A 22,358-nucleotide genomic window follows, 5' to 3' on the forward strand; every position below is an offset into this window, starting at 1 on the left:
ATTCCGTCCCCTTGCGTCGCGCGAGGCGCTGAAGTACCGGGCGGGGGCTCTGAATGCAACACGCGCGCGCCCGCTTGCGGAAACCACAATGCTTTGGCCGTTCAATCACTTCAGGAAACCCCGGCTAACCCCGCCGGGCACCATTGAAGCCATCTATGGCATGATCGTGACGCAGGCGCGAGAACCCATGTTTTACCGCGACTTGGGTGTGCCGGATACGGTTAACGGGCGTTTCGACCTGTTGCTGCTGCATCTGTGGCTGCTCTTGCGCCGCCTGCGCACGGTCCAGCGCGCCACGGAGCTGTCCCAGGCGCTGTTCGACCGGTTCTGCGAGGACATGGACGACAATCTGCGCGAGATGGGGGTCGGCGACCAGACCGTGCCGAAGCGGATGCGGGCCTTCGGCGAGGCATTCTACGGCCGCGTCCAGGCCTACGACCAGGCCATGGAGGGCGACGGCGAGGCGCTGGCCGCAGCGATCTGCAAGAATATCTTGAATGGGACCGGCATGGACCAGGCCCGGCAGCTCGCGGCCTATGCCAGAGCGACCGAGGCCGATCTCGGCCGGACCGACGAGGCCGCACTGCTTGGTGCGTCCTTCAAATTTCCGCCGGCGTTCAGGGAGGATGTCACGCCATGAGCCGACCCAGCACCACATCCTCGCCCGATCCCTGGCGGGCGCCCGTCATCGTCGCGCAGATTCCCGACACCGGCCTGCATCGCGAGCTCGAGGCATCGGCGGCCGAGCGGCAGGCAATGGCGGAGCTCGCAGGCCTCCGGGAGATCCTGTCCGCTCACGCCAGCTTCGAGGTCGTGCCGAAGAGCGGTGGCCGGATCCAGGTCACGGGGCAGGTCCGCGCCCGGGTCGGCCAGACCTGCGTGGTCACGCTCGATCCGATCGAGAGCGAGATCGACGAGGAGGTGGACCTGGTGTTCGCCCCCGAGGCCGAGGCGCGGCGCCTCGCCGACCTGATCGAGGAGGGGCAGGACGACGAGGAGCCGCCGGAGGTCGTCGATCCGCCGGAGCCGATCATCAATGGCATCATCGACCTCGGTCGCATCGCCACCGATGCCCTGTTCCTGGCGATCGATCCTTATCCGCGCAAGGAGGGGGTCGTATTCGAGCCGGAGGTCAACGCCCCTGACCCGGAGGACCATCCGTTCGCGGCGCTAAAGGCGCTTCAGGACAACAAAAAGAACCGGTAGAGGCCGATTCCCCGTAAGACCGCTGGCTCCGGCACAGAAGGCGTCTGCGGCGATGGTTTGAGAGTCAGATTTATCTATCTGATTTCTATACGTTTCCGGCCAACTTTCCGGTCCGTGGCCGGATCGCCCTGAATGCAAAAGGCTGGGGGCAAGAGGTTGTTTCGGGATAACAAAACGCTATTGTCGCGCCCCGGTCCGGGTGCGGCGTGGCGCTTGGCCGGTCGCCATGTCATGGCGAACCCATTTGCGGCCCCGCTTGTTCAAGACCGCACCAGACCAGGTTTCCAGGACGTTCATGCCTAGCAAGGTTCGTATCGCGCTTGACGCCATGGGGGGCGACGACGGCGCCGCCGTGGTCATTCCGGGCGCGGCCATCTCGCTTGGCAGGCATCGCGACACCGAGTTCCTGCTGGTCGGTGACCAGGCCAAGATCGAGCCCGAGCTCGAGAAGCATCCCCAGCTCAGGGCCGCCTCGAAGATCGTCCATACCGACGTTGCCGTCAGCATGCACGACAAGCCGAGCCAGGCGCTGCGCCGCGGCCGCAGGACCTCCTCGATGTGGCTTGCCATCGACGCGGTGAAGAAGGGCGAGGCCGATGTTGCGGTCTCCGCCGGCAATACCGGCGCGCTGATGGCAATGTCGCGCTTCCATTTGCGCACGCTGCCCGGCATCGACCGCCCGGCCATCTCCGCGATATGGCCGACCAAGCGCGGCCAGTCGGTCGTGCTCGACCTCGGCGCCACCCTCGGCGGCGATGCGCACCATCTGGTGTCGCTGGCCGTGATGGGCGCGGCGATGGCGAGCGTGCTGTTCAACAAGAAACGGCCCACGGTTGGCCTCCTCAACATCGGGGCCGAGGAGATCAAGGGGCACGAGGAGATTCGCGAGGCCAGCGAGATCCTGCGTGCGCGGAACCTGCCGGAGCTCGACTACATCGGCTTCGTCGAGGGCGACGGCATCGGCAAGGGGCTGGCCGACGTGATTGTGACCGAGGGTTTCAGCGGCAACATCGCGCTCAAGACCGCCGAGGGAACCGCCCGGCAGATGGCGGAACTCCTTCGCAACGAATTGCAGCGGAGCTGGTTGTCCAAGCTGGGCTATCTCTTCGCCCGCAATGCGTTCCAGGCCCTCCGCGACAAGATGGACCCCAACAAGTCCAATGGCGGGGTGTTCCTGGGTTTGAAAGGCGTCGTGGTCAAGAGCCATGGCGGAATCAACGCCGAAGGCTTTGCCTACGCGATCGATGTTGGCTATGACATGGTCAAATTCGATCTCCTGAACAAGATCAATCAGATGCTCAACCGCGAGGGTGGTGCACTCAGTTCCGTGCAGCCCGCGCCGGAGGATGTTTCGTGACTCAGATTCGTTCGGTCGTGCTCGGCTGCGGCTCCTACCTGCCGGAGCAGGTGGTGACCAACGCCCAATTGGCGGCGCGTATCGACACCTCCGACGAGTGGATCGTCCAGCGCACCGGCATTCGCGAGCGGCACGTCGCGGCCGAGGGCGAGTTCACCTCGCACCTCGCCATCAAGGCGGCGCAGGCCGCGCTCACCGATGCCGGCGTGGACGCGCAGTCGATCGAGCTGATCGTGCTGGCGACCTCGACGCCCGACAACACCTTCCCTGCAACGGCGGTCGCCGTGCAGCACGGTCTCGGCATCAACCATGGCGCGGCTTTCGACCTTCAGGCGGTGTGCTCGGGCTTCGTGTTCGCGCTCGCGACCGCCGACAATTTCCTGCGCACCGGCGCCTACAAGCGCGCGCTGGTGATCGGCGCCGAGACCTTCTCGCGCATCCTCGACTGGAACGACCGCGGCACCTGCGTGCTGTTCGGCGACGGCGCTGGCGCGGTGGTGCTTGAGGCGCAGGAGCAGCCGGGCAATGCCGCGACCGACCGCGGCATCGTCACCACGCATCTGCGCTCCGACGGCCGCCACAAGGCAAAACTGTTCGTCGACGGTGGGCCGTCCTCGACCCAGACCGTCGGGCACTTACGCATGGAAGGCCGCGAGGTCTTCAAGCATGCGGTCGGCATGATCACCGACGTGATCGTCGACGCCTTCCAGGCGACCGGGCTCAATGCCGACAGCATCAACTGGTTCGTGCCGCACCAGGCCAACAAGCGAATCATCGACGCCTCCGCCCACAAGCTGCATATCGCGCCGGAGAAGGTGGTGCTGACGGTGGACCGTCACGGCAACACCTCGGCCGCCTCGATTCCGCTGGCGCTGGCGGTGGCGCGCAAGGACGGCCGCATCAAGAAGGGCGACCTGGTCCTCCTGGAAGCGATGGGCGGCGGCTTTACCTGGGGTTCAGCGCTGGTGCGCTGGTAGCGCCACAGTTGATAAAATTTTGCCGGAATCAGCTGCGATTATCGATGCGTCTGCATTGATGAGCGCTGTTGACCGCCGTATCGTAACCTCATAATTTCAGACAACAATTGTTCGCCGTGATGTGGGGCAGGGCGATGACCGATCAAAGTAAAACCGTAACGCGTGTCGATCTCTGCGAAGCCGTCTACCAGAAGGTGGGCCTGTCGCGGACGGAGTCGTCCGCGTTCGTGGAACTCGTGTTGAAGGAGATCACCGACTGCCTGGAGAAGGGCGAGACGGTGAAGCTGTCCTCGTTCGGCTCCTTCATGGTGCGCAAGAAGGGTCAGCGTATCGGCCGCAATCCGAAGACCGGCACCGAGGTGCCGATCTCGCCGCGCCGCGTCATGGTGTTCAAGCCGTCCGCGATCCTGAAGCAGCGGATCAACGCCCAGCACCGGACCAACGGCGACGGCAGCAAGGTTCAACCCGAGGCGTAACCGCCTTTCGGAAAGGATTGGCATTTGGACAAGGCGCCGGATGCGTTCCGAACCATCAGCGAAGTAGCGCAGGAACTCGACATTCCGCAGCATGTGCTGCGGTTCTGGGAGACCCGCTTCTCCCAGATCAAGCCGATGAAGCGCAGCGGCGGCCGCCGCTATTACCGCCCCGACGACGTCGACCTGCTCAAGGGCATCCGCCGGCTGCTCTACGGGGAGGGCTATACGATCCGCGGGGTGCAGCGCATCCTGAAGGAGCACGGCGTCAAATCGGTGCAGGGCCTCGCCGACGGCGCGGCCGCGGTCTCGTTCGGGGCCATCGAGGACGCCATCGGCGCGAGCCTGATGGAGCCGGACGACGAGGGCCCGATCAAGGGCATCACTGATGCCGACGATGACGACTACCAGGGCGATGAGGAGGAAGGCATCGACTTCCGCTTCACGGAGGTCGACGACGAGGAAATCCTCACCACCTTCCGCAAGGGCGGCACGGCCGCGCCCGCCGGCCCCAGCGCGCTGGACCGGGAGCGGTTAGGTCGGGCGCTCGCCGACCTCGTCGCCTGCCGCGAGATGCTGGATCAGGCGCTGAAGGACGGGTAGGGGCGGCCCGTCGGCGGCTTTCCGGGGCAGTTCCGGTGGGCTTTAGGAAGGTACGCCAAAATGGCGTAGCTCGCCTTGCGCAAAGCAGCGATCCTAGCTAATGGAACGACGTTCGGAGCGTGGCGCAGCCCGGTTAGCGCACTAGTCTGGGAGACTAGGGGTCGGAGGTTCAAATCCTCTCGCTCCGACCATTTTTCTCAAAGCATCTGTCGGGTGGACTGGCGGCTGCGCCGCCCGTGACGCATGCGCCGCGACCAGTAGCGGGTAGCTGCTTCGGTGGCCGGTAAACTTAAATGCCGAAAACAACCCCATGCACAGTAGCGAAGACATTGGCCTGTAACGTTTTTCCGAATCGGTTTGACCCGTCGGGCAAAACAGGGGCATAATGTCATCGTTCCGCCTAAGCTTCGGAGGCAAGGCGGCGAGCGTTTCTTGCCGCTCTGAAGCTGACTATCAAGAGGTAGTGGACGGCTCGGAAGAAACGATAGCAAGCCGCGCCAGATTTGCTACCTGCCGGGTTTAAGGTCGAGGATCTTTGCCACAACGCCGGTCAGGGACGCATCGGGGCCGTCATCTTTCACGATTCCATCTGACGCAGTTCGAAAGAGAGGAGCCAACACGAGCGCCCTGTCAGATGCCTCAACCTTACCGTCATTGGTCAGCGCTAAGTAGGTCATCACCATTGCAACCCTTTCTTCCGCATCCGACAGAAGGTGTCGATCGCTCATGTAAATGCGCAAAAGAACGCGGCCGGCCCAAAACAATATGGTTGTCACCACCGCGCCGATAGCAGCGAACTTCAGGAAGATCACGGTGTCAGCGGCTGATTTCGACGAGGCATCAAGAGCGATTGTGGTCAGAACATATAGGCTGCCGACCAGGGCAGCGCTTCCCACTGCCGCAAACCAAATGAGGTTGCGACGCGATTTCTGAAGTGCGTCTGCGTGCCTGCGGCCCTTTTCTTGCCAGTATTCGACGGGAGCTCGTAGCTTCATCTGCTCCTTGTAAGTTGCCTCCGTCGTATGAATGCTCTGGATCGATTCTGCGACCGAGTCCTGTAAGCGGCCTATTGCTTCCGCTGTATCGTTTTCAGCTTTCTCAGTCTGGTTCTTGAACGACTCATCCGTCGTCCGTAGTAGATTTTCAGCCCTTTGAGCGATGCCGTCCCATTCGGCATTAGTTCTGACACGATCCGCGGCAGCCGAGGAACTCAAGTCCTCGATAGCCTTGCTGACGATGTTAGGAGATTGCGGATCGATACCGGATTGCTTCAACACTGCGGCGATAATGCCCTTCGCGGTTTCAAAGTTCAGTGTACATCCGATGCCGAGGAGTGTGCCGAAGGCTGCCGCTGCGGCGGCCGGACCTGCATTTTTCGAAATGTCGGCGGCAATCCTGGCAAACGGGTGATCTGAGCGTACGGTGGTTGACGAAGAATAAGCGCTGGTAAACGCATTGTAGAATTGCTGCATCCTCTGCGTGCTTTCGGGCTCATTTCTCCATTTCGAGAGCGTTTGATCGAGGTGGTTGAAGTTGTTTTGGTAGTTGTTACGGAGATCAGATATGGCGCCGCCTGCCTGCGGAGCTCCTTCGAAGAACCAACTAAGCTCAGCGCGTTCATGAGAAAGCCAGTTACCGATCTCGTCCAGGCTATAAAATCGGTGATGGCTGCCGTCTGAAACATCGACGCTGAGTAGAGGGTGTTGCGTTTCGTTCATTGAGTGTCGTCCGGACAAATGGAACGTTTTGCAATGGCAGCTTCGTTTATTAAGGAGCCGCAGCGGTCAATCCGAATAGGTATTGAAGCGCCCGTGCTTCACGCCTCGAATGTACCCGTGCGACACGCGCTCTTCGATCTTGGGCTCTGAGAACTCATTCGCAATCAACAGCGCCTTCATAGCTTCGCGCGCGTTACCGCCGCAAGTTGCCTTGCCTGATCGGCAGCGGCATCCAATCCGCCGCATTCGTTGGGAAATTGGGGCGCAGCGAACTCAGGCATAACGAAACCCAATCGATATAGCTGGGCAAAGTTCCCATTATGTTCTAAACAAGTCAAGCGTGTATCTCGAGCCGACGACAGGTGAGATGCGAAGATCTATCAAAGCAACATTGATGTTGTTGGCCCCCGTTTGCAGCTTGCCTGCAATTGCGGTCGCTCAGGAGAACCCGTCTATCGACAAGTTCTATCAGTCTCTTAAGGACACGGTTTATGACGACTTCCAGAAATTTCTTGAAATGGCGGCGCAGGAACGGCAGCGCAAGATCAGAGAGAAGCTGCCTCCATCGACCGACAAACAAGTTGCGGAAGGAACGTCCGGAATCAAGTTCCTTCTCTACAATAAGGCAATCCTCTTTGTAATCTGCGCGGAGTCTGCGGACAGAAGCGTTTTGCCAGAGAAAGGCATCGCGGTAGTCAACCAATGCGTGTCGTCGAAAACAGTCGAGATGATGAAATATCTGAAGCTGAACGATCACGCTGCTACGTTCGGAAATAAGAAGCTTGTTAGTTGCGCTATAAAGGCCAGAGACTTCCAGAGAGAAGCGCGCTTTCCTCCGTTTGACTTCCTGCGCGATCCCAACGGACCCGAGATTATAGATTTTGCCGCTGCAATTGATTGCATAACGACGGGTCCGTAGTTGGTGGCTGGTTCGTGGCGGCCTTGCGCGCGAAGTGGCCATAATACTCCAAGGGAATATTGCGGAGCGCACCACGAAGCCGAGCGAGCCGAACAGGGGTGTGGGCAGGCAGCTACATTGCGCCGTTGCTCTGTCAGGGGCCTGCATCGCATGGGGCGGCAGGTTGCGTAAAAGTGCTCAGATGAAGGCGGCTAGGGAGGGGGCGATGATATTCGGGTTGCTGAAGCCTTTGGATATGAGTCTGTCCGATATGCTCGGCGATGACGGTGTGCCTGCCGGACGGCACCCCATCGGCCACTACGCTACCTCAAATACCCCACCACCATCCTTGTCGTCTCGTCCACCAGCACCTTCACCGCTTTCTCCGTCAGCATCTCCGCATGGTTCAGCACCGTGTTGTGCGCGACCGACTCGATCGCGCTGACGCAGATGAAGGTTGCGACATCAACGTCCACCTTGCGCATCTCCTTGCGGCGGCTTTCGAGATAGGCGCGCACTAACGTGTGGACCTCGCGGTTGAAGGCTTCGACTTCGGCGAGCTGGCCGGTGCGGGGGATCTGCTCGGCGAGCACCCGATGGAGTTTCGGGTTGATGCGGTGGGCGTCGATTGCGACGGTGACGAGTTTTCGCACCGCCTTGTCGATCGGGACGTCGGCGACCTCCGTGAGGGCCGTGCGGACGAGGCCCATGATCTCCTCGTTGTGGCGGTCGATCACGGCGGCGACGAGGGCTTCCTTGCTCGGGAAGTATTGATAAAGCGAGCCGACGCTGACGCCGGCGATCTCGGCGATGCGGTTGGTGCTGGCCTTCTCAAAGCCTTCCTTGACCAGAATGCGAGCAGTTGCCTCGACCAGTGCGTCGACGGTGGCGCGGGATCGCTCCTGCGAGGCATTTTTCCGGGGGTTTGTGTGCGATTTGCGGGCCACGGCCTTGTGATCTGAATGCGAGTAGGAAAAGCGAGTGAATGCTCGCATTATAGCGGCAAGTGGCGGCGGGTCGGCAAGCCTCTTTGTCGCCGTTTCGAACGCGCCGGATGGGGATGTGGCCATGAGCGTTGCCAGGATCGTGTCGGCCTTGCAGTTTTGCCCGGGTGGTTGCGTATTCAGCCCATCGGCCCGGCGCGATCCCGCGCCAAGCCTGCAAAGCCGCGCCTTCAACCTGCTGCTGCGCCTTCTTCCGGTCAAGAAGCAGCTCGCATCCGCGGAAGTCGTGCAGGCGCATGTGCAGAAGCTCGCATTGGAGCCCGCCTCGTTCGAGCCGACGGGGCTCGGCCGCGGCGTCGAGGCGACGCTGACGAAGATGGGCGGATGGCCGGTCTATTACACCGCGCCGTCGTCGGGCCACGAGGGCTGCAACTACGTCATGTTCCTGCATGGCGGCGGCTTCATCAACGAGATCGTGCCGGCGCATTGGCGCCTCATTGGCGAGATGACGCGCAAGGCGCGCGTCGTTTGCGTCGTGCCGATCTATCCGCTGGCGCCGCGCGCGACCGCGAAGGATGTCGTGCCGGCGACGGCCGAGCTGCTGCGCATGCTGCTGGAAGATGCGGGGTCCGCAAAGGTCACGGTGGTCGGCAATTCCGCCGGCGCGGGCCTCGCGCTCGCGGCCTGCCAGTGGCTGCGCGATCGCGGCCATCGGCAGCCGAACCGGCTGATGCTGATCTCGCCCGCGGCCGATGCGTCGGTCAGCCGTCCGGAGCAGGTGGCGATCGCGGCGCGCGATCCGATGCAGGACATTCCGGGGATCATTGAAGCGGGACGGCTCTATGCCGGCGAGCTCGATGTCGGCCATCCCTTCGTCAGTCCGCTCAACGGCGCATTCCGCGCGCTGGCGCCGATGACGATCTTCGCAGGCACGCGCGATCTGCTCTATCCCGATAGCGTCGATCTCGCGGAGCGGGCGCGGGCGGTGGGCGTGCCGGTCGAGCTGCATCTGTTGCGTGACCAGCCGCACAATTTTGCGCTGATGCCGACGCCGGAGGGACGGCGGGCGCGTGCAATCATCGTGCGCGAGATTGGCTAGGAATGTGGCGTGATCATTGTCACAGAGCGCGCCGCCGCGATCGGTCCGGCGCTGGCGGTGCCCGCACGGAGGGAAAAGGCGGCCCCCGGGGCGTTTCCTCCTGGATCAGTCGTCCTGGTATCCGTCGACCCGGACCCAGTAATTTTGCGGGGCCTTCAGGCGTGGCCCTTGATCTCGTAGTGACCCGGCACGCACTTGTAGCGCTCGAGGCGCCAGTTGGCGTGATAGATCGGATGCTCGCCCATCCATTTCGCCAGCGGTGCCTGTGCACCGATTGCACACTGCATCATCGACATTTCGGGCGTCATGTTGCTGTCGGTCACGATTTCCTCGACGCAAGCGCCCGAGGCAGATGCACCTAGCCGGCAGAGCACGGCAACGACGGTCACGAACATTCCAGTCACCTCATCGGTAGTTTCAGACCACGAAGAGGATGCAAGCGGAGTGCCAGAGCCTGTGACACAAACAACACGCTGGCCTGGACGACTCGACCTGGCGTCCTTCATTTGGCGATTCGGATTGTAAAAAAATTGCCATTAACCCGAAGCCGGACAAATATGGGGAACCCGCAGGAGCCCCCAGGAATGATCGATTGTCAGGGCAGCGCCGCGTATGAGCCACTTCACAAGGCCCGCACGGCCGATACGATTCGTGATGTTGCGGGCACTCGCCAAAAGAGCGGGGCTGCCGCGGCACCACAGGAAACGCGAGGGCGGACCATGAAGGTACGACCGACCGGCGTGATCCCGCCGATGACGACGCCGTTCCGGAAGGACGGCGAGATCGACTTCGAGCTCGTGGCGCCCCAGGTCGACTGGATGATCGGTGCCGGCGTGCACGGCGTCGCGGCCGGCGGCTCGACCGGCGAGGGCCACACGCTCGACCATGAGGAATATCGCGACCTCATGGAAGCGACGGTAGAGGCGGTGATGGGACGCATTCCCGTGATCGCGGGCATCATCGTCGATTCCACGCGCGATGCGATCCGCCGCGGCAAGCTGGTCCGCGACATGAATGTCGCCGCGCTCCAGGTCACGCCGGTGCACTATTTGTTCAAGCCGGACGACGAGGCGATGGTCGCGCATTTTCGCGCCATGGCGGACGAGACGGGCATGCCCATCATCATCTACAACGTCGTGCCGTGGTCGTATCTGTCACCGGCGCTGTTGACGCGGATCATGACCGAGGTGCCGCTGGTCGTCGGCGTCAAGCAGAGCGCGGGCGATCTGAAACTGTTCGCGGACCTCATGATGATGGCGCCCGACAAGCTGATCTACAGTGCCGTCGATGCCCTGATGTACCCGTCCTACACGCTCGGGGCCCATGGCTCGATCGCCGCGATCCTGACCGCGGCGCCGCATGCGTCCGTCGCGCTGTGGGAGGCGGTGAAGGCGGGCGATCATCCGCGCGCGCTCGACCTGCACAAGAAGCTGCTGACGCTGTGGAACGCGGTCATTGCCGACAATCTTCCGGCCTGCACGCGCTACGCACAGATGCTCCAGGGCCTGCCCCGGACATATCCGCGCGCCCCGATGCCGGAGGCATCAGCTGCGCAGCAGGCCGCGATCCGCAAGGCGCTGGAGGGCCTCGGCGCGCTGAGCGGGGCGCGCATCGCGGCGGCCGAATAATCCGCGCGCCGAAATAACCAATGTCGAACGGCATCGCCGATCCGCTTTTACCTGCGGATGCGGCGCTGCTACATTTTGCGCGCGGTCGCGAGAGCGGCGTAGCGACAAGAAACACACCGACAAAGGGAGGGGCCGAAAGTCCCATGAAGGATTTTGCTGGAAAGATTGCGGTCATCACCGGCGGCGGCACGGGGATGGGGCGCGAGCTCGCGCGGCAGCTGGTTGCCGAAGGCTGCAATGTCGCGATGTGCGACGTCTCGGAGGCCGCGATGGCCGAGACCAAGCGGCTGTGCGAGGTCGAGAAGCTGCCGCAGGGCCTGCGCGTCACGACGCACGTCGCCGATGTCGCCATCGAGGATCATCTCAAGCGCTTCCGCGACGAGCTCGCCGAGCAGCAGAAGACCGACAGGATCCATCTCTTGTTCAACAACGCCGGCATCGGCGGCGGCGGCAGCCTGTTCACCAACACGCGCGAGCAGTGGGAGCGCACCTTCAACATCTGCTGGGGCGGGGTCTATCTCGGCGTGCGCACCTTCCTGCCGATGCTGGTCGCGGCCGACGAGGCCCACATCGTCAACACCGCCAGCGTCAACGGCTTCTGGGCCTCGATCGGCATGGGCCAGGCGCACACCGCCTACAGCTCGGCCAAGTTCGCGGTGAAGGGATTTACCGAAGCGCTGATCAACGACCTGCGCCTGCACGCCCCGCACGTCAAATGCTCGGTGGTGATGCCCGGCCATATCGGCACCTCGATCGTCTCCAATTCGCGCAAGGTGCAGAGCGCGGACGGCTCGGAGCGGCTCAACGCCGACGAGGTCGCGCTGACCCGTAAGCGCATGGTCGCCGCCGGCGTGCCGGATGCCGACAGGATGTCGGACGAGGACATCCAGGCGGCGTTCGCCGAGCGCGCCCGCAGCTTCCTGGAGGATGCGCCGACGACGGCCGCGCAGGCCGCCAAGATCATCCTCGACGGCGTCAAGGCGGAGCGCTGGCGCATCCTCGTGGGCGAGGACGCCAAGCGCCTCGACGAGCGCGTGCGCGCCACGCCGGAGCAGGCCTATGAGCGCGCCTTCTACGAAAGCTTCACGCAGGAGGTGGGCTGGCGACTCGGTTGAGTTGGCTTCGCCGTCACGGCCGGCGACGCGCGAATATGGGTATGATGATCGTCATGACAAGAGGTGCGCAGGTCATTTCACGTGCCACCTCTTGCCATTGTTCACAGCGGTGTGACGAATTGGAATGTCACGCATGCGGCGCGGCCCATCGTTCAAGCATCGTTCAAGCGATGGTGATGTCCAACGGGTCTCATTCGGCGCACGGCAGCTTGGTTGGCGAACCAAAATAGTTTAGTCAATCAGGGGTAACGCGATGATAGAGCGTAGCTCCGATGATACCCGCATGCCTCTCCGACGACTGGACCCTTTGCCCGGAGCGAGAGGACATCTCCTCTGAGTTCACGCGGCTCCTCACCGCGGCCCAGGAGGGCGGCGCCACGATCGCGGAATGTCTGATGATCGCGCGGCAGCTCAAGCGGGGCGACGAGCAATCCTGGCATCGCGAGTGGAAGAAGCTGGCGCGGACCAATCGCCACCGTGCCGAGGCCGCGTTCGCGGAAGGCCACATGGCAACGGCGCAGCGCAACTGGCTGCGGGCCCTCAACTACTACGGCGCAGCCGCAATGCCGCTCGATCCGGCCGACGAGCGCCGCTGGGTTGCGGTGCTGGCGATGCAGGAATGCGCCCGCCGCTATCTCACGGCGCGCGCGCCGGCGGGCGAAGTCGTGACGATTCCCTGGGTCGAGGATCATGCGTTGCAGGGCTACTTCCTGCCCGCGCCGTCGGCACGAGGCCGGGCGCCGACCGTGATCTGCATCGGCGAGCCCGGGCACCGCAAGGAGGAATTCCTGTTCAAGCTCGCGCCGCATGCGCGCGAGCGCGGACTGTCGATGCTGGCGCTGGACCTGCTCGGCGACCAGCGCGACGACTTCACCGATGCGCTTCTGCAGCGCCGCGACCTCGAGAGCTCGATTGCGAGCGTCATGGATTATCTGGAAACGCGGGGCGACGTCGATTTCGACCGCGTCGCCATCGTGGCGGACGGGTGGGGCTCCTCTTTCGTGGCGCGCGCGGTGTTGCAGGAGCCGCGGCTGGCTGCGGCGGTCTGCGACGGCGGCCTGTGGGATCTGCACGAACGATCCTTCTTCGCCAGCCGTTTCGCGATGAGCGACCTCAGCATCGTCCCGGTGCCGCATGCGCCGCTGATGGCCTCCAGCGCCGATTGTCCGGTGCTGATCACGCTCGGCGAGGATGGCTGGCTCAAGGCCGACCGGGCGCGTCAGATCGTCCAGCAATCCCGGCTCGGCAGCTCCGACATCGCGCTGAAGGTGTTCACCGCGGCGGAGACCGGCGCGGCGCAGGCCCATGCGGACAATCCCAGCCTTGCCAACGAATACATCTTCGACTGGCTGGAGACGCGGCTGGACGCCGGACGGCGCGCCTGAGCGCGACCTCGGCTCTCAGAAATCCAGCGAGATCCTGACGCAGGCCTTCTCCAGCCGGGTCTTCAGCGTCGCCAGCTTGGTGGTGAATTCCGTCAGCTCGTTCTCGTCGAACTCCTGGAAGACGAATTCGCGGATCGTCTTGTACTGCTCGTTGAGGCTCGCAATGTGCTTCTGGGTCTTGTCGACCAGGGACAGCCGCACGACGCGGGCGTCGGTCGGCGAGGGCCGCCGGCGCAGCAGGCCCTTCTTTTCCAGCAGCTTGGACTGCGTGGTGACGAAGGAGGGATCGACGTGGAGCAGCTTGGAGACCACGTTGACGGGCACGCCGTCGTCCTTGTCGAGGTCGGAGATCGCCATCAGGATCAACCATTGCGGGCCGCTGATGCCGAGCGTTCTCGCCCAGAACTGACGCAGCTCCTCCAGATACATGTTGATCGAGGATATCTCCCAGGTGAAGCGCCTGATGATATCCAGATTGCCGATGGAGCGCAGGCGCGCTCCTTCTTTCCTCGTCGCGGACACAGCATCACTCCCGTGAAATGATTCTTCAGGCCGGTGTTCGTGGCGGGGCATAGTCCACGCAAGCCTGCCCTGACGCAAGTGCAGAGCAGGGTAATTTTGTCACTAAAACTACAAAGATGAGCCGGTCAGCATATTCCCCCGGCCCGGGTGTTGCGCCCGGGGCACAGGTTTAGTGAAACCAGAAAGCTTATCAAATAAACTATTTTGATTAGTGGAACGGCGCAGGCATATTGCTCACCGACGGTGGGGGGTACTCGATCGTCCCGTTGCAGGTGGTTCGCTCACGTCCCTCGCGTCGAAAGCGGGTGTGTCCGAAAGCGCGAAGCGGCCGAGCGGATTTGAAGAGACGGGGATCTGGGGGGCCTCACGGTCCAGTCTCCGTAAAATGAGCAACTTGGAGGTTTTAAATGAAAATGGTGAAGAGCCTTTTGCTCGGCACTTCGGCGGTTCTGATCGCCGTCGGCGGAGCCCAGGCGGCCGATCTTCCGGTCAAGGCCAAGGCGGTCGAGTACGTGAAGATCTGCACGCTCTACGGCGCGGGCTTCTACTACATCCCGGGCAGCGATACCTGCATCAAGCTCGGCGGCTATCTGCGTGCCGAAGTCGCGCTCAATGCCGGCGGCAACTACAGCGCCCAGTACAACGGCGTGTTCGCGGCGAACAACCGCCTGACGAACTACTACTCGATGCGTGCTCGTGAAGATCTCAACATCGACACGCGCACCGCGACCGAGTACGGCGTGGTCCGCACCTATTTCGATGCGGTCTTTACCTGGACGACCGGCAACTATGTCGGCGCAGGCAGCGGCACGGGCGCGACCCAGTACAGCGGCACGCTCGGCCTCAACGCCGCGGGCACCGGCCTCGTCGGCTCGGGCAGCGGCAACGTCAACGGCACCGACGGCAACCTCTCGGGCGGCGCGCTCGGCGTCTACTACGCCTTCATCCAGTTCGCCGGCTTCACCATGGGTAAGGCCGTGTCGCAGTTCGACGCGCCCTGGATCAACTATCCGGGCAACAACTTCGACCAACTCGTCGGCGGCAGCGGCACCACCAACGGCGTCACCCAGTTCACCTACACGGCCGATTTCGGCCAGGGCGTGACGGCGGCGTTCTCGGCGCAGGACCAGACGCAGGTCTTCACGACCAACCTCTGGAACACCGCGGGCATGACCACCGCCAACGTCCTTGGCGGTGCGTACGGCTCGAACGCCATCGGCGGCACCCGGTCTCCCGACCTCGTCGGCATGGTCCGTGTCGACCAGGCCTGGGGTCTGTTCCAGGCGTCGGTGGCTGCGCACGACAACCATGTCGGTTACTACGGCGCGACCGAAGTCACCGGCCATCCGGAAGACAAGTGGGGCTGGGCCGTCCAGCTTGCCTTGCAGATCAAGAACATCCCGACCGGTGCCGGCGACGTGATCAACGTCTCGGGCGTCTACACCGAGGGCGCGAGCCGCTACAACTTCCAGGAGCTGGCTGCGACCAGCTACTCGATGTTCGGCAGCTCCAGCGGCGCGTATCAGAGCATCGGCTTCGCTGGCGTGTCTGATGCGGTGTACGGCCCCGGCGGCGGCCTCGAGCTGACCAAGACCTACGGCTTCCGTGGTGCCTACACCCACAACTGGAGCCCATACTGGAACACGGCGCTCTACGGTGCGTGGGCCGCCGTCAACTACAGCGGTACGGCCAAGAGCATGATCTGCAGCAGTGCTGCGTTCGCGACCCTGACCGGCGCCTGCAACCCGGACTTCAACATCGGCCAGGTGGGTGTCATCACCCGCTGGACGCCGGTGAAGAACCTGACCTTCTCGGCTGACTTCACCTACAGCCACCTCGACCAGAAGTACTCGGGCGTGATCACGACGCCGGCGCTCACGAGCGTTGCCAAACCTGCGGCCACGTACGAGCTGAAGGACCAGGACACCTACAGCCTGCTGCTGCGCGCCCAGCGCAACTGGTAAGGTTGGTCCATCGAACTTGATGAAGCCCCGGCGGGAAACCGCCGGGGCTTTTTCTTGAACAGGCTTTCGGAAAATCCGGCCTCTGCCGTGGACGAAGACGAGCCATGCGATTAGCTCGCCTCAAACTTATTTACTTACCTGAGTTAATCAGCTATATAGCTTTCAGCCAAATACGAAAGTTGCGGCTCTTAGCTTCACGCTAAGCCTCCAGGAACCTCCGGTGATGCCCCGCCGGAGGTTTTTCTTTTTGGAGCAAGGTTCGCGTCAAGCAAGACGCTAGCCGCGCATCACGCGGGCGCGCGAGTTCGGCCGGTAGGCGAGGCGGCTGTGACCGGCGCAATAGGGCTGGCCGTCGGGCGCGGCGTTGCCGCAGAAACAGAAATCCTCTTCGCCCGGGCTCGAGATCGGCCAGCGGCAGCAGTTCTCGGACAGTTCCAGCAGCGAGCAGCGATTGGCGTCGTCGATGGGGCCGACGACGACGGGCGCGTCGGTCTCGCCGTAGATCGTCGCGAGCATCTCGTATTGCAGCCGCGGCACCGCTCGTGTCGCGCGGGCCGGCGGCGCGAGGCTGCGCTCGAGCCTGCGGTCTTCGACCGCGCGGCTGCGCGTCAGATTGAGCCGCGACAGCTTGCCGATGACCGCATTGCGGCTGACGCCGATGTCGGCGGCGATCTCGCGGCAGGAGAGGCCGGCCTCGAAGTGCTGCTTCAGAAGTTCAATTCGTTCGTCAGTCCAGGTTGGTGAGAGAACAGGCATTGTAACGGTCCCAGGTTGCAGATGTCGGCCATCCGCATCGCAAGATCCGTCCGCTTCACGTCCGGCGCGCGCTCACGTCCTGCCATTGTCGCGAATCGACAGAAGTCCGTCCTTGATGGCGAGACGGATGCCTTCCTCGATCAGGGTTCGTGCGACGCCGGGAACGCTGGTGCCGTGGGTGCCCTGTCTCACCAGTTTCTCCAGATAGGTGATGGTCGAGAGCGCCAAGGTTACGGGAATGCGGTCAGTCTCGGCTTTTTCGGTGGCCATGGCCCGAACGCTAGCCTCTTACTCGGGTACATAAAAGTAACGATTAAGACTCTATTTAGGGTCGGGGGTGGAAGTCAATACGTTCACGATTCGTAGCGCAGTGCATTGGAATCGCTCGCGAAATCGGGCGAGCAACGACGCGCCGCGCGGAAACCGGCGCGGCGGCGTGGCGTCTAGAGGTCGGAAGGTGCGGGCCGGCTCAGCCGTGCACGATGGCCTTTTCGATCATGCAATGGATGCCTTTGGAGCCGTTGACGGTCTGGGTCACCCGCAGATCGGCCGCCAGGCTGCACAGGGTGTAGGCGTCCTCGCGCGACAGGTTTCGCGTTTCGCCGAGCAGGGCAATCATGTCGCGCAGCGCGCGCACGGCGCACTGGTCGAGGTCGGGGTCCATCGCCATGGTCATGTAGTGCGTCGCCGTTTCGGCACGGGGATAGTCGAGCTTGAGGTCCTTGCGCAGCGTCAGGCGGAAGCGGCCTTGCAGTGCGGTCTCGATCGCGGTGACGCAGACCTCGCCGTCGCCCTGCACGCCATGGCCGTCGCCGCAGGAGAACATCGCGCCGGGGACGAACACCGGCAGATAGAGCGTCGCACCGGCACCGAGCTCCTTGTTGTCGAGATTGCCGCCCATGGCGCGCGGGACCAGCGAGGAGATGCGGCCCCAGCTCGGTGGCGGCGAGACGCCCATCACGCCGAAGAACGGCTTGAGCGGCAGGTCGAGGCCCCATGGCATGCGGCCGACCATCCGCGAGCGGTCCAGCGGGATGTTGAGGATGCGTGTCTCGTGGAAATCGTCGGGCAGGGTGCCGGACAGCGGCTTGATCATGTTCCAGCCCCAGTCCTGCCGGAGCTGGACGTCGAGGATCTCGACCGCGAGCACGTCGCCGGGCTCGGCGCCCTCGACCGCGATCGGTCCGGTGAGGATGTGGCCGGGCAGCATGCGCTCGGACCGCGCGTGAACCTCGTGCATCTCGGGCGGAATGTGAAACTTGTCGCGGTCGGGCAGCATGTCCGGGCCGCCGCTGATGGTGTCGACCGTCACCTCGTCGCCGCTCTTGATGGTGAGGACAGGCTTGAGCTTGGCTTCGAAGAAGCCCCAATGACAGGTCTCGGGGCTGGAATGCAGGTGGTGATGGGTCATTTGCGGCGGTCCAATCGGTTTGCTCGTCACGCCCGGGCTTGACCCGGCGAGCGATCCTCTTTCAAGAAGATTTCCAATCATGGGCCGGCTGGTCAAGCCCGCGCATGGCACGGTCATTCGAGCGAGGCTCCCCTGTATTTCGTCCTGTCCAAGACAATCGGCACGGCGCTGCTGCCGATCAATCTCCTGGTCGAGCTCGGCATCCTGTCGCTGGTGCTGATGCTGACGCGCTTTGCCGCGCTCGGCCGCAAGCTCGCGGTGACCACGCTGATCCTGCTGGCGCTGGCCGCATTCTCCCCGCTGGGCAACCTGCTGCTTTATCCGCTGGAGTCGCGCTATCCGAAGTGGGACCCGTCGCGGGGCGCGCCCGACGGCATCATCGTGCTCGGCGGCTCCGTCGACACCGATCTGTCGGCCGCGCATCGCACGCCGGTGGTCGCCTCCGCTGCCGATCGCATGCTGGCACCGGCCGAGCTCGCGCGCCGCTATCCGAATGCGCGCATCGTCTTCACCGGGGGCTCGGCGAACCTGGTCTCCACCGATGCGAAAGAGGCCGACTACTCCGCGCCGATCCTGGAAAGCCTCGGCATCCCGAAGGAGCGCCTGATCGTCGAACGGGACTCGCGCAACACCTGGGAGAATGCGGTCTTCACCAGGCAATTGGTGTCGCCGAAGCCGGGCGAGCGCTGGCTGCTGGTGACCTCGGCGTTCCACATGCCGCGCGCGATGGGGATCTTTCACAAGGCCGGATTTGACGTCGAGGCCTATCCGGTGGACTGGCGGATGGGCGGGCGCGACGATCTCTTCGCGTTCACCCATATCGGCAAGGAGGGTCTCGGCAGGACCGATGTCGCCATGCGCGAATGGATCGGTCTTCTGACGTACCGCATCCTGGGCCGGACCGGCGAGTTGCTACCGGGGCCGGGCAGGGACTAGAACGAGGTCGCACAACAAGAACACAGCACCGGCGCGCGACCGCCGGCCGGGAGGACGCGATGCAGCAGCAGAGTGCGGAGAGGATCGATCTTGCCGGCCTCGTTGCCGATCTCAACAGCCTGTTGCGGCTGAAGACGACGGTGATCGGCATGAAGCTGTTCGCTCAAGCAGCGGAGATGGAAGCGATCCCGAAGATCCGCCGGCCGAATGCGATCCACACCACCGACCAGATCGTCAGCATGGCCGCGCGTCTGGGCTGGACCGTCGGCATCACCGCCGACGACTTGGTAGGCAGCCAGTGCCGCGCGGTGATCGGGCTTAGCCCCCAGGACGACAAATGGCTCGCCGGCGAAAACTATGTCGGGGTCTGGCACGGCACGGCGGAGGACGCACGCAAGCGCCAGGAGGCGCTGGACGTGGTTCCGTTCGGGCACTATCAGGCGCTCGCGGTCAGCCCGCTCACGAGCGGCCGGCTCGATCCGCCCGACATCTGCCTGGTCTACGCGACGCCGGGGCAAATGATCATCCTGATCAACGGGCTGCAATATACCGGCTACAGGAAATTCGAGTGGGGCGTGGTCGGCGAGACCGCCTGCGCGGATTCCTGGGGCCGGGCGCTCAAGACCGGGGAGCCCAGCCTGTCCTTGCCATGCTATGCCGAACGGCGCTATGGCGGCGTGCCGGACGAGGAGATGCTGATGGCGCTCAAGCCAGCGCATCTCGCCAAGGCAATCGAGGGCATGAAGGCGCTGGCGAAGAACGGCCTGCGCTATCCGATCCCGCCCTATGGTATTCAAAGCGACGTCCGTGCCGGCATGGGCGTGAGCTACGCGAAGAAGTAAAGGCCAGTCATGAGCTCTGCGAAATTCGACATCGTCGTCTACGGCGCGACCGGTTTCACCGGTCAGCTCGTCGCCGAATATCTGGCGGCGCATTACAAGGACGACAAGGCGCTCAAATGGGCGATGGCGGGCCGCAGCCTCGACAAGCTGAAAGCGGTGCGCGACGCCATCGGCGCGCCCGCCGACACGCCGCTGATCGTGGCCGATGCGTCGGACGCGGCCTCGCTGAAGGCGATGGTGGCGCAGACCAGGTCGGTGATCACGACGGTCGGTCCGTATCAATTCTACGGCGAGGACCTGTTAGCTGCCTGCGTCGCGGCGGGCGCGGATTATTTCGATCTGTGCGGCGAGCCGGTGTGGATGCGGCAGATGATCGACAAATACGGTGCGGCGGCCAAGGCAAGCGGCGCGCGCATCGTGTTCTCCTGCGGTTATGATTCCGTGCCGTTCGAGCTCGGCACGTTCTTCGTGCAGGAGGAAGCAAAGCGCCTGTTCGGCGCGCCGGCGGCCCGCGTGAAAGGCCGCGTGCGCGACATGCGCGGCACGCTGTCAGGCGGCACCGCGGCGAGTGCGAAAGCGACCTTCGACGCCGTCGCCAAGGACCTCAGCCTCGTCGCCATCCTCAACGATTACTTCGCGCTGACGCCCGGCTTCACCGGCCCGAAGCAACCCAAGGGCAACAGGGCGGTCTTCGAGGAGGATCTGCAATCCTGGGCCGCGCCGTTCATGATGGCGCTGATCAACACGCGCAACGTCCATCGCTCCAACATGCTGATGGGCTTTCCCTACGGCCAGGACTTCGTCTACGACGAGATGGTTTTGACCGGTCCGGGCGAGAAGGGCGAGGCCAACGCGAAGCGCGTGATGGCGGCCAACGCCGAGAAGACCGGGCCGAATGCGCCGAAGCCGGGCGAGGGGCCGTCGAAGGAGGAGCGCGAGAACGGTCTCTTCAATCTGCTCTATGTCGCGATCGCGCCCGACGGCCGCATGGTCCGCGCCGGCGTCACCGGCGATCGCGATCCCGGCTACGGCTCGACCTCGAAGATGATCTCCGAATGCGCGATCTGCCTGCTGCGTGATGCGAGCGATGTTCCCGCCGGCTTCTGGACGCCGGGCGCAGCGATGCAGCACAAGCTGATCAAGCGGCTGCAGGACAATGCGGGGCTGACGTTCAGGGTGGAAGGGTAGCGGTCTTTCCGCTTGCGAGGCATCGTAGGGTGGGCAAAGGCGCAACGCGCCGTGCCCACCATCTCTCAGTGGTGGGCACGCAGCGCTTTGTCCACCCTACGGCACCGCTCGTGCCGCTACGCCGCCCTTGCATCATACGCGTACATGAACTCCATGCTCCTCGAGCCCAGCGGCAGCAGCCATTTCAGCATCTGATTGCGCATCCACGCGCCGGTGGCGCTGAACTCGCGCTTGCTGTTGCCGTTGCGGCGGGCCATCGCGACGATCTTCTCGGTGCGCGGGCGGCGTTCGGCCTCGAAGGCCTGGAAGGTGGCGCCGAGCTCCTGGCCCTCCTGCATCAGGCGGGCGAGCCGCATCGCGTCCTCCAGCGCGAGCGAGGCGCCCTGGCCGGCGTGAGGGCTGGTCGCATGCGCGGCATCGCCGATCAGCAGCGAGCGCTTGCGCGACCAGGTCGGCAGGGTTGCGACGTCGAGCGTGTCGGTGACGACGATGTTCTCGGCCGCTTCGATGATATCAGGGATCGGATCGTGCCAGCCGCGGTGGAAGCCGCGCAGATGCTGCTTCAGCGTCGCGTGGTCGAGCGCGCGGAACATCGCCGCGTCCATGCCGTGCGCGGGCTGCGTGCTCCACCACATCACGCCGTCGTTCGGATCCGGGCTGCAATGGCCGTAGCCGAAGAAGCCGCTCTGGCCGAATGTCGTCTCGACATGCCGGCCGATCGGCCTGCCTTCAAGGACGGCATGCGGCACGAAGCCACCGAAGCCGATCAGGCCGGTGTCGAACGGCTGCGGCCCATCAGGCACGACCTGGCGGCGCACGACCGAGTGCACGCCGTCGGCGCCGATCAGGAAATCGCCTTCGGCGGTGGTCCCGTCGGCGAAATAGGCGATGATCGGCTGATCGCCGCGATCCTCGATCTTGATCAGGCGCTTCTCGAAATAGAGCGAGACGCAGGCGCACCAGGCCTTGTCGATGAGGATCTCGTTCAGCGTCGCGCGGGAGATGTTGACGGCCGGCTGGCCGAAGCGCCGCGCCATGTCGCGGTTGATCGAGCCGAGCTTCTCGCCGCCCTGCGAATAGAAGTCGAAGGCTTCCGCGACCGAGCCGCGGCTGATCAGCTCGTTTGCGAGCCCGATCTCGTCCATCACATGCATGCCGTTCGGCGCGATCTGGAGGCCGCCGCCGATGCCCTTCGAGTAGGGCCACGCCTCGTAGAGCGCGGACTCGATGCCGGCGCGGCGGAGCAGGATCGCGGCGACGGGCCCGGCGATGCCGGCACCGATGATGAGGGCCTTGCGGGGACGATAGGACATGGCTTGCTCCCGACGTTTCCGTG

The 22,358-nt window shown here is 63.7% G+C and carries 23 protein-coding genes and 1 tRNA gene; 16 read left to right on the plus strand and 8 right to left on the minus strand.

The features are described from left to right. Window positions 1-88: 88 nt before the first annotated feature. The 7 genes from IQ16_RS16270 (at window position 89) to IQ16_RS16300 (ending at window position 4,807) form a co-directional block, all read left to right on the plus strand. The gene (locus IQ16_RS16270) at window positions 89-640 is read left to right on the plus strand and encodes a ubiquinol-cytochrome C chaperone family protein (RefSeq protein WP_018642475.1); all 552 of its coding nucleotides are present in this window, start codon (window positions 89-91) and stop codon (window positions 638-640) included. Continuing rightward, entirely contained in the window at window positions 637-1,206 is a 570-nt protein-coding gene (locus IQ16_RS16275; protein WP_018642474.1) for a YceD family protein, read from the plus strand. Before IQ16_RS16270 ends, IQ16_RS16275 begins: the two co-directional genes overlap by 4 nt. Before the next feature lie 295 nt (window positions 1,207-1,501). Further along, window positions 1,502-2,563 carry a phosphate acyltransferase PlsX gene (gene plsX, locus IQ16_RS16280; protein WP_018642473.1) on the plus strand — a complete coding sequence of 354 codons (1,062 nt, stop codon included), beginning with the start codon at window positions 1,502-1,504 and terminating at the stop codon, window positions 2,561-2,563. Then, entirely contained in the window at window positions 2,560-3,540 is a 981-nt protein-coding gene (locus IQ16_RS16285; protein ID WP_145831608.1) for a beta-ketoacyl-ACP synthase III, read from the plus strand. The genes plsX and IQ16_RS16285 overlap by 4 nt, the downstream gene beginning before the upstream one ends. A 134-nt stretch (window positions 3,541-3,674) precedes the next feature. Then, entirely contained in the window at window positions 3,675-4,016 is a 342-nt protein-coding gene (locus tag IQ16_RS16290; protein WP_026311906.1) for an integration host factor subunit alpha, read from the plus strand. Between the two features lie 24 nt (window positions 4,017-4,040). Beyond that, window positions 4,041-4,616, plus strand: a complete 576-nt coding sequence (locus IQ16_RS16295) for a MerR family transcriptional regulator (RefSeq protein ID WP_018642470.1) — start codon at window positions 4,041-4,043, stop codon at window positions 4,614-4,616. Between the two features lie 113 nt (window positions 4,617-4,729). Beyond that, a tRNA-Pro gene (locus IQ16_RS16300) sits at window positions 4,730-4,807 on the plus strand. A 315-nt stretch (window positions 4,808-5,122) separates the two neighbouring features. Here IQ16_RS16300 and IQ16_RS16305 read toward each other — a convergent pair. Next, window positions 5,123-6,334 (minus strand): DUF6161 domain-containing protein, encoded by a 1,212-nt coding sequence (locus tag IQ16_RS16305; RefSeq protein ID WP_018642469.1) that lies wholly within the window; start codon window positions 6,332-6,334, stop codon window positions 5,123-5,125. Between the two features lie 340 nt (window positions 6,335-6,674). On the opposite strand from IQ16_RS16305, the gene IQ16_RS16315 reads away from it, so the two are divergent. After that, complete coding sequence (locus IQ16_RS16315; RefSeq protein ID WP_145831609.1) at window positions 6,675-7,253, plus strand: hypothetical protein; 579 nt, start codon at window positions 6,675-6,677, stop codon at window positions 7,251-7,253. 302 nt (window positions 7,254-7,555) lie between these two features. Here IQ16_RS16315 and IQ16_RS16320 read toward each other — a convergent pair whose 3' ends face one another. Beyond that, on the minus strand, window positions 7,556-8,179 hold the full coding sequence (locus IQ16_RS16320; RefSeq protein ID WP_018642466.1) for a TetR/AcrR family transcriptional regulator: 624 nt from the start codon (window positions 8,177-8,179) through the stop codon (window positions 7,556-7,558). 121 nt (window positions 8,180-8,300) lie between these two features. Between IQ16_RS16320 and IQ16_RS16325 the strand changes: the two genes are divergently transcribed. Then, window positions 8,301-9,275 carry an alpha/beta hydrolase fold domain-containing protein gene (locus tag IQ16_RS16325; RefSeq protein ID WP_018642465.1) on the plus strand — a complete coding sequence of 325 codons (975 nt, stop codon included), beginning with the start codon at window positions 8,301-8,303 and terminating at the stop codon, window positions 9,273-9,275. A gap of 155 nt (window positions 9,276-9,430) precedes the next feature. On the opposite strand, the gene IQ16_RS16330 is transcribed toward IQ16_RS16325, so the two are convergent. Next, window positions 9,431-9,670: a hypothetical protein gene (locus IQ16_RS16330; RefSeq protein WP_027547402.1), complete on the minus strand. Its 240-nt coding sequence runs from the start codon at window positions 9,668-9,670 to the stop codon at window positions 9,431-9,433. A 324-nt stretch (window positions 9,671-9,994) separates the two neighbouring features. On the opposite strand from IQ16_RS16330, the gene IQ16_RS16335 reads away from it, so the two are divergent. The 3 genes from IQ16_RS16335 to IQ16_RS16345 all read left to right on the plus strand — a co-directional run bounded on the left by IQ16_RS16335 (window position 9,995) and on the right by IQ16_RS16345 (window position 13,403). Then, window positions 9,995-10,903, plus strand: a complete 909-nt coding sequence (locus tag IQ16_RS16335) for a dihydrodipicolinate synthase family protein (RefSeq protein WP_018642463.1) — start codon at window positions 9,995-9,997, stop codon at window positions 10,901-10,903. Between the two features lie 143 nt (window positions 10,904-11,046). Further along, on the plus strand, window positions 11,047-12,018 hold the full coding sequence (locus IQ16_RS16340) for an SDR family NAD(P)-dependent oxidoreductase (protein ID WP_026311905.1): 972 nt from the start codon (window positions 11,047-11,049) through the stop codon (window positions 12,016-12,018). 272 nt (window positions 12,019-12,290) lie between these two features. Further along, window positions 12,291-13,403, plus strand: coding sequence for an alpha/beta hydrolase family protein (locus IQ16_RS16345; protein WP_018642461.1), 1,113 nt, complete (start codon window positions 12,291-12,293; stop codon window positions 13,401-13,403). A 15-nt stretch (window positions 13,404-13,418) separates the two neighbouring features. Here the strand turns inward: IQ16_RS16345 and IQ16_RS16350 are convergent, their stop codons facing one another. Further along, window positions 13,419-13,925, minus strand: a complete 507-nt coding sequence (locus IQ16_RS16350) for a MarR family winged helix-turn-helix transcriptional regulator (protein WP_026311904.1) — start codon at window positions 13,923-13,925, stop codon at window positions 13,419-13,421. 407 nt (window positions 13,926-14,332) lie between these two features. Between IQ16_RS16350 and IQ16_RS16355 the strand changes: the two genes are divergently transcribed. After that, on the plus strand, window positions 14,333-15,889 hold the full coding sequence (locus tag IQ16_RS16355; RefSeq protein WP_018642459.1) for a porin: 1,557 nt from the start codon (window positions 14,333-14,335) through the stop codon (window positions 15,887-15,889). 276 nt (window positions 15,890-16,165) lie between these two features. Here IQ16_RS16355 and IQ16_RS16360 read toward each other — a convergent pair whose 3' ends face one another. The 3 genes from IQ16_RS16360 to IQ16_RS16370 form a co-directional block, all read right to left on the minus strand. Beyond that, window positions 16,166-16,645, minus strand: a complete 480-nt coding sequence (locus tag IQ16_RS16360) for a GcrA family cell cycle regulator (protein ID WP_018642458.1) — start codon at window positions 16,643-16,645, stop codon at window positions 16,166-16,168. 72 nt (window positions 16,646-16,717) lie between these two features. Beyond that, the gene (locus tag IQ16_RS16365) at window positions 16,718-16,915 is read right to left on the minus strand and encodes a hypothetical protein (protein ID WP_007603456.1); all 198 of its coding nucleotides are present in this window, start codon (window positions 16,913-16,915) and stop codon (window positions 16,718-16,720) included. Between the two features lie 199 nt (window positions 16,916-17,114). Continuing rightward, window positions 17,115-18,056, minus strand: a complete 942-nt coding sequence (locus tag IQ16_RS16370) for an acetamidase/formamidase family protein (protein WP_018642457.1) — start codon at window positions 18,054-18,056, stop codon at window positions 17,115-17,117. Between the two features lie 219 nt (window positions 18,057-18,275). Between IQ16_RS16370 and IQ16_RS16375 the strand changes: the two genes are divergently transcribed. From IQ16_RS16375 to IQ16_RS16385, 3 genes are read left to right on the plus strand one after another with little or no spacing between them, the layout of a single operon-like run. Next, window positions 18,276-18,992, plus strand: coding sequence for a YdcF family protein (locus tag IQ16_RS16375; RefSeq protein WP_244635726.1), 717 nt, complete (start codon window positions 18,276-18,278; stop codon window positions 18,990-18,992). Window positions 18,993-19,051: 59 nt separating this feature from the next. Next, window positions 19,052-19,834 (plus strand): DUF169 domain-containing protein, encoded by a 783-nt coding sequence (locus IQ16_RS16380; RefSeq protein WP_018642456.1) that lies wholly within the window; start codon window positions 19,052-19,054, stop codon window positions 19,832-19,834. 9 nt (window positions 19,835-19,843) lie between these two features. Next, on the plus strand, window positions 19,844-21,022 hold the full coding sequence (locus tag IQ16_RS16385) for a saccharopine dehydrogenase family protein (protein WP_018642455.1): 1,179 nt from the start codon (window positions 19,844-19,846) through the stop codon (window positions 21,020-21,022). A gap of 116 nt (window positions 21,023-21,138) precedes the next feature. Here IQ16_RS16385 and IQ16_RS16390 read toward each other — a convergent pair whose 3' ends face one another. Continuing rightward, window positions 21,139-22,335 carry an FAD-dependent monooxygenase gene (locus IQ16_RS16390; protein ID WP_018642454.1) on the minus strand — a complete coding sequence of 399 codons (1,197 nt, stop codon included), beginning with the start codon at window positions 22,333-22,335 and terminating at the stop codon, window positions 21,139-21,141. Window positions 22,336-22,358 lie beyond the last annotated feature (23 nt).

It is taken from the genome of Bradyrhizobium huanghuaihaiense (genome assembly GCF_007830635.1).
GTDB lineage: Bacteria > Pseudomonadota > Alphaproteobacteria > Rhizobiales > Xanthobacteraceae > Bradyrhizobium > Bradyrhizobium huanghuaihaiense.

Coding starts and splice junctions, on each gene's coding strand:
- IQ16_RS16270 (WP_018642475.1), top strand. CDS start 89: ATGCTTTGGCCGTTCAATCACTTCAGGAAACCCCGGCTAACCCCGCCG.
- IQ16_RS16275 (WP_018642474.1), top strand. CDS start 637: ATGAGCCGACCCAGCACCACATCCTCGCCCGATCCCTGGCGGGCGCCC.
- plsX (WP_018642473.1), top strand. CDS start 1,502: ATGCCTAGCAAGGTTCGTATCGCGCTTGACGCCATGGGGGGCGACGAC.
- IQ16_RS16290 (WP_026311906.1), top strand. CDS start 3,675: ATGACCGATCAAAGTAAAACCGTAACGCGTGTCGATCTCTGCGAAGCC.
- IQ16_RS16305 (WP_018642469.1), bottom strand. CDS start 6,334: ATGAACGAAACGCAACACCCTCTACTCAGCGTCGATGTTTCAGACGGC.
- IQ16_RS16325 (WP_018642465.1), top strand. CDS start 8,301: ATGAGCGTTGCCAGGATCGTGTCGGCCTTGCAGTTTTGCCCGGGTGGT.
- IQ16_RS16330 (WP_027547402.1), bottom strand. CDS start 9,670: ATGTTCGTGACCGTCGTTGCCGTGCTCTGCCGGCTAGGTGCATCTGCC.
- IQ16_RS16335 (WP_018642463.1), top strand. CDS start 9,995: ATGAAGGTACGACCGACCGGCGTGATCCCGCCGATGACGACGCCGTTC.
- IQ16_RS16340 (WP_026311905.1), top strand. CDS start 11,047: ATGAAGGATTTTGCTGGAAAGATTGCGGTCATCACCGGCGGCGGCACG.
- IQ16_RS16345 (WP_018642461.1), top strand. CDS start 12,291: ATGATACCCGCATGCCTCTCCGACGACTGGACCCTTTGCCCGGAGCGA.
- IQ16_RS16355 (WP_018642459.1), top strand. CDS start 14,333: ATGAAAATGGTGAAGAGCCTTTTGCTCGGCACTTCGGCGGTTCTGATC.
- IQ16_RS16360 (WP_018642458.1), bottom strand. CDS start 16,645: ATGCCTGTTCTCTCACCAACCTGGACTGACGAACGAATTGAACTTCTG.
- IQ16_RS16365 (WP_007603456.1), bottom strand. CDS start 16,915: ATGGCCACCGAAAAAGCCGAGACTGACCGCATTCCCGTAACCTTGGCG.
- IQ16_RS16370 (WP_018642457.1), bottom strand. CDS start 18,056: ATGACCCATCACCACCTGCATTCCAGCCCCGAGACCTGTCATTGGGGC.
- IQ16_RS16375 (WP_244635726.1), top strand. CDS start 18,276: ATGCTGACGCGCTTTGCCGCGCTCGGCCGCAAGCTCGCGGTGACCACG.
- IQ16_RS16380 (WP_018642456.1), top strand. CDS start 19,052: ATGCAGCAGCAGAGTGCGGAGAGGATCGATCTTGCCGGCCTCGTTGCC.
- IQ16_RS16385 (WP_018642455.1), top strand. CDS start 19,844: ATGAGCTCTGCGAAATTCGACATCGTCGTCTACGGCGCGACCGGTTTC.
- IQ16_RS16390 (WP_018642454.1), bottom strand. CDS start 22,335: ATGTCCTATCGTCCCCGCAAGGCCCTCATCATCGGTGCCGGCATCGCC.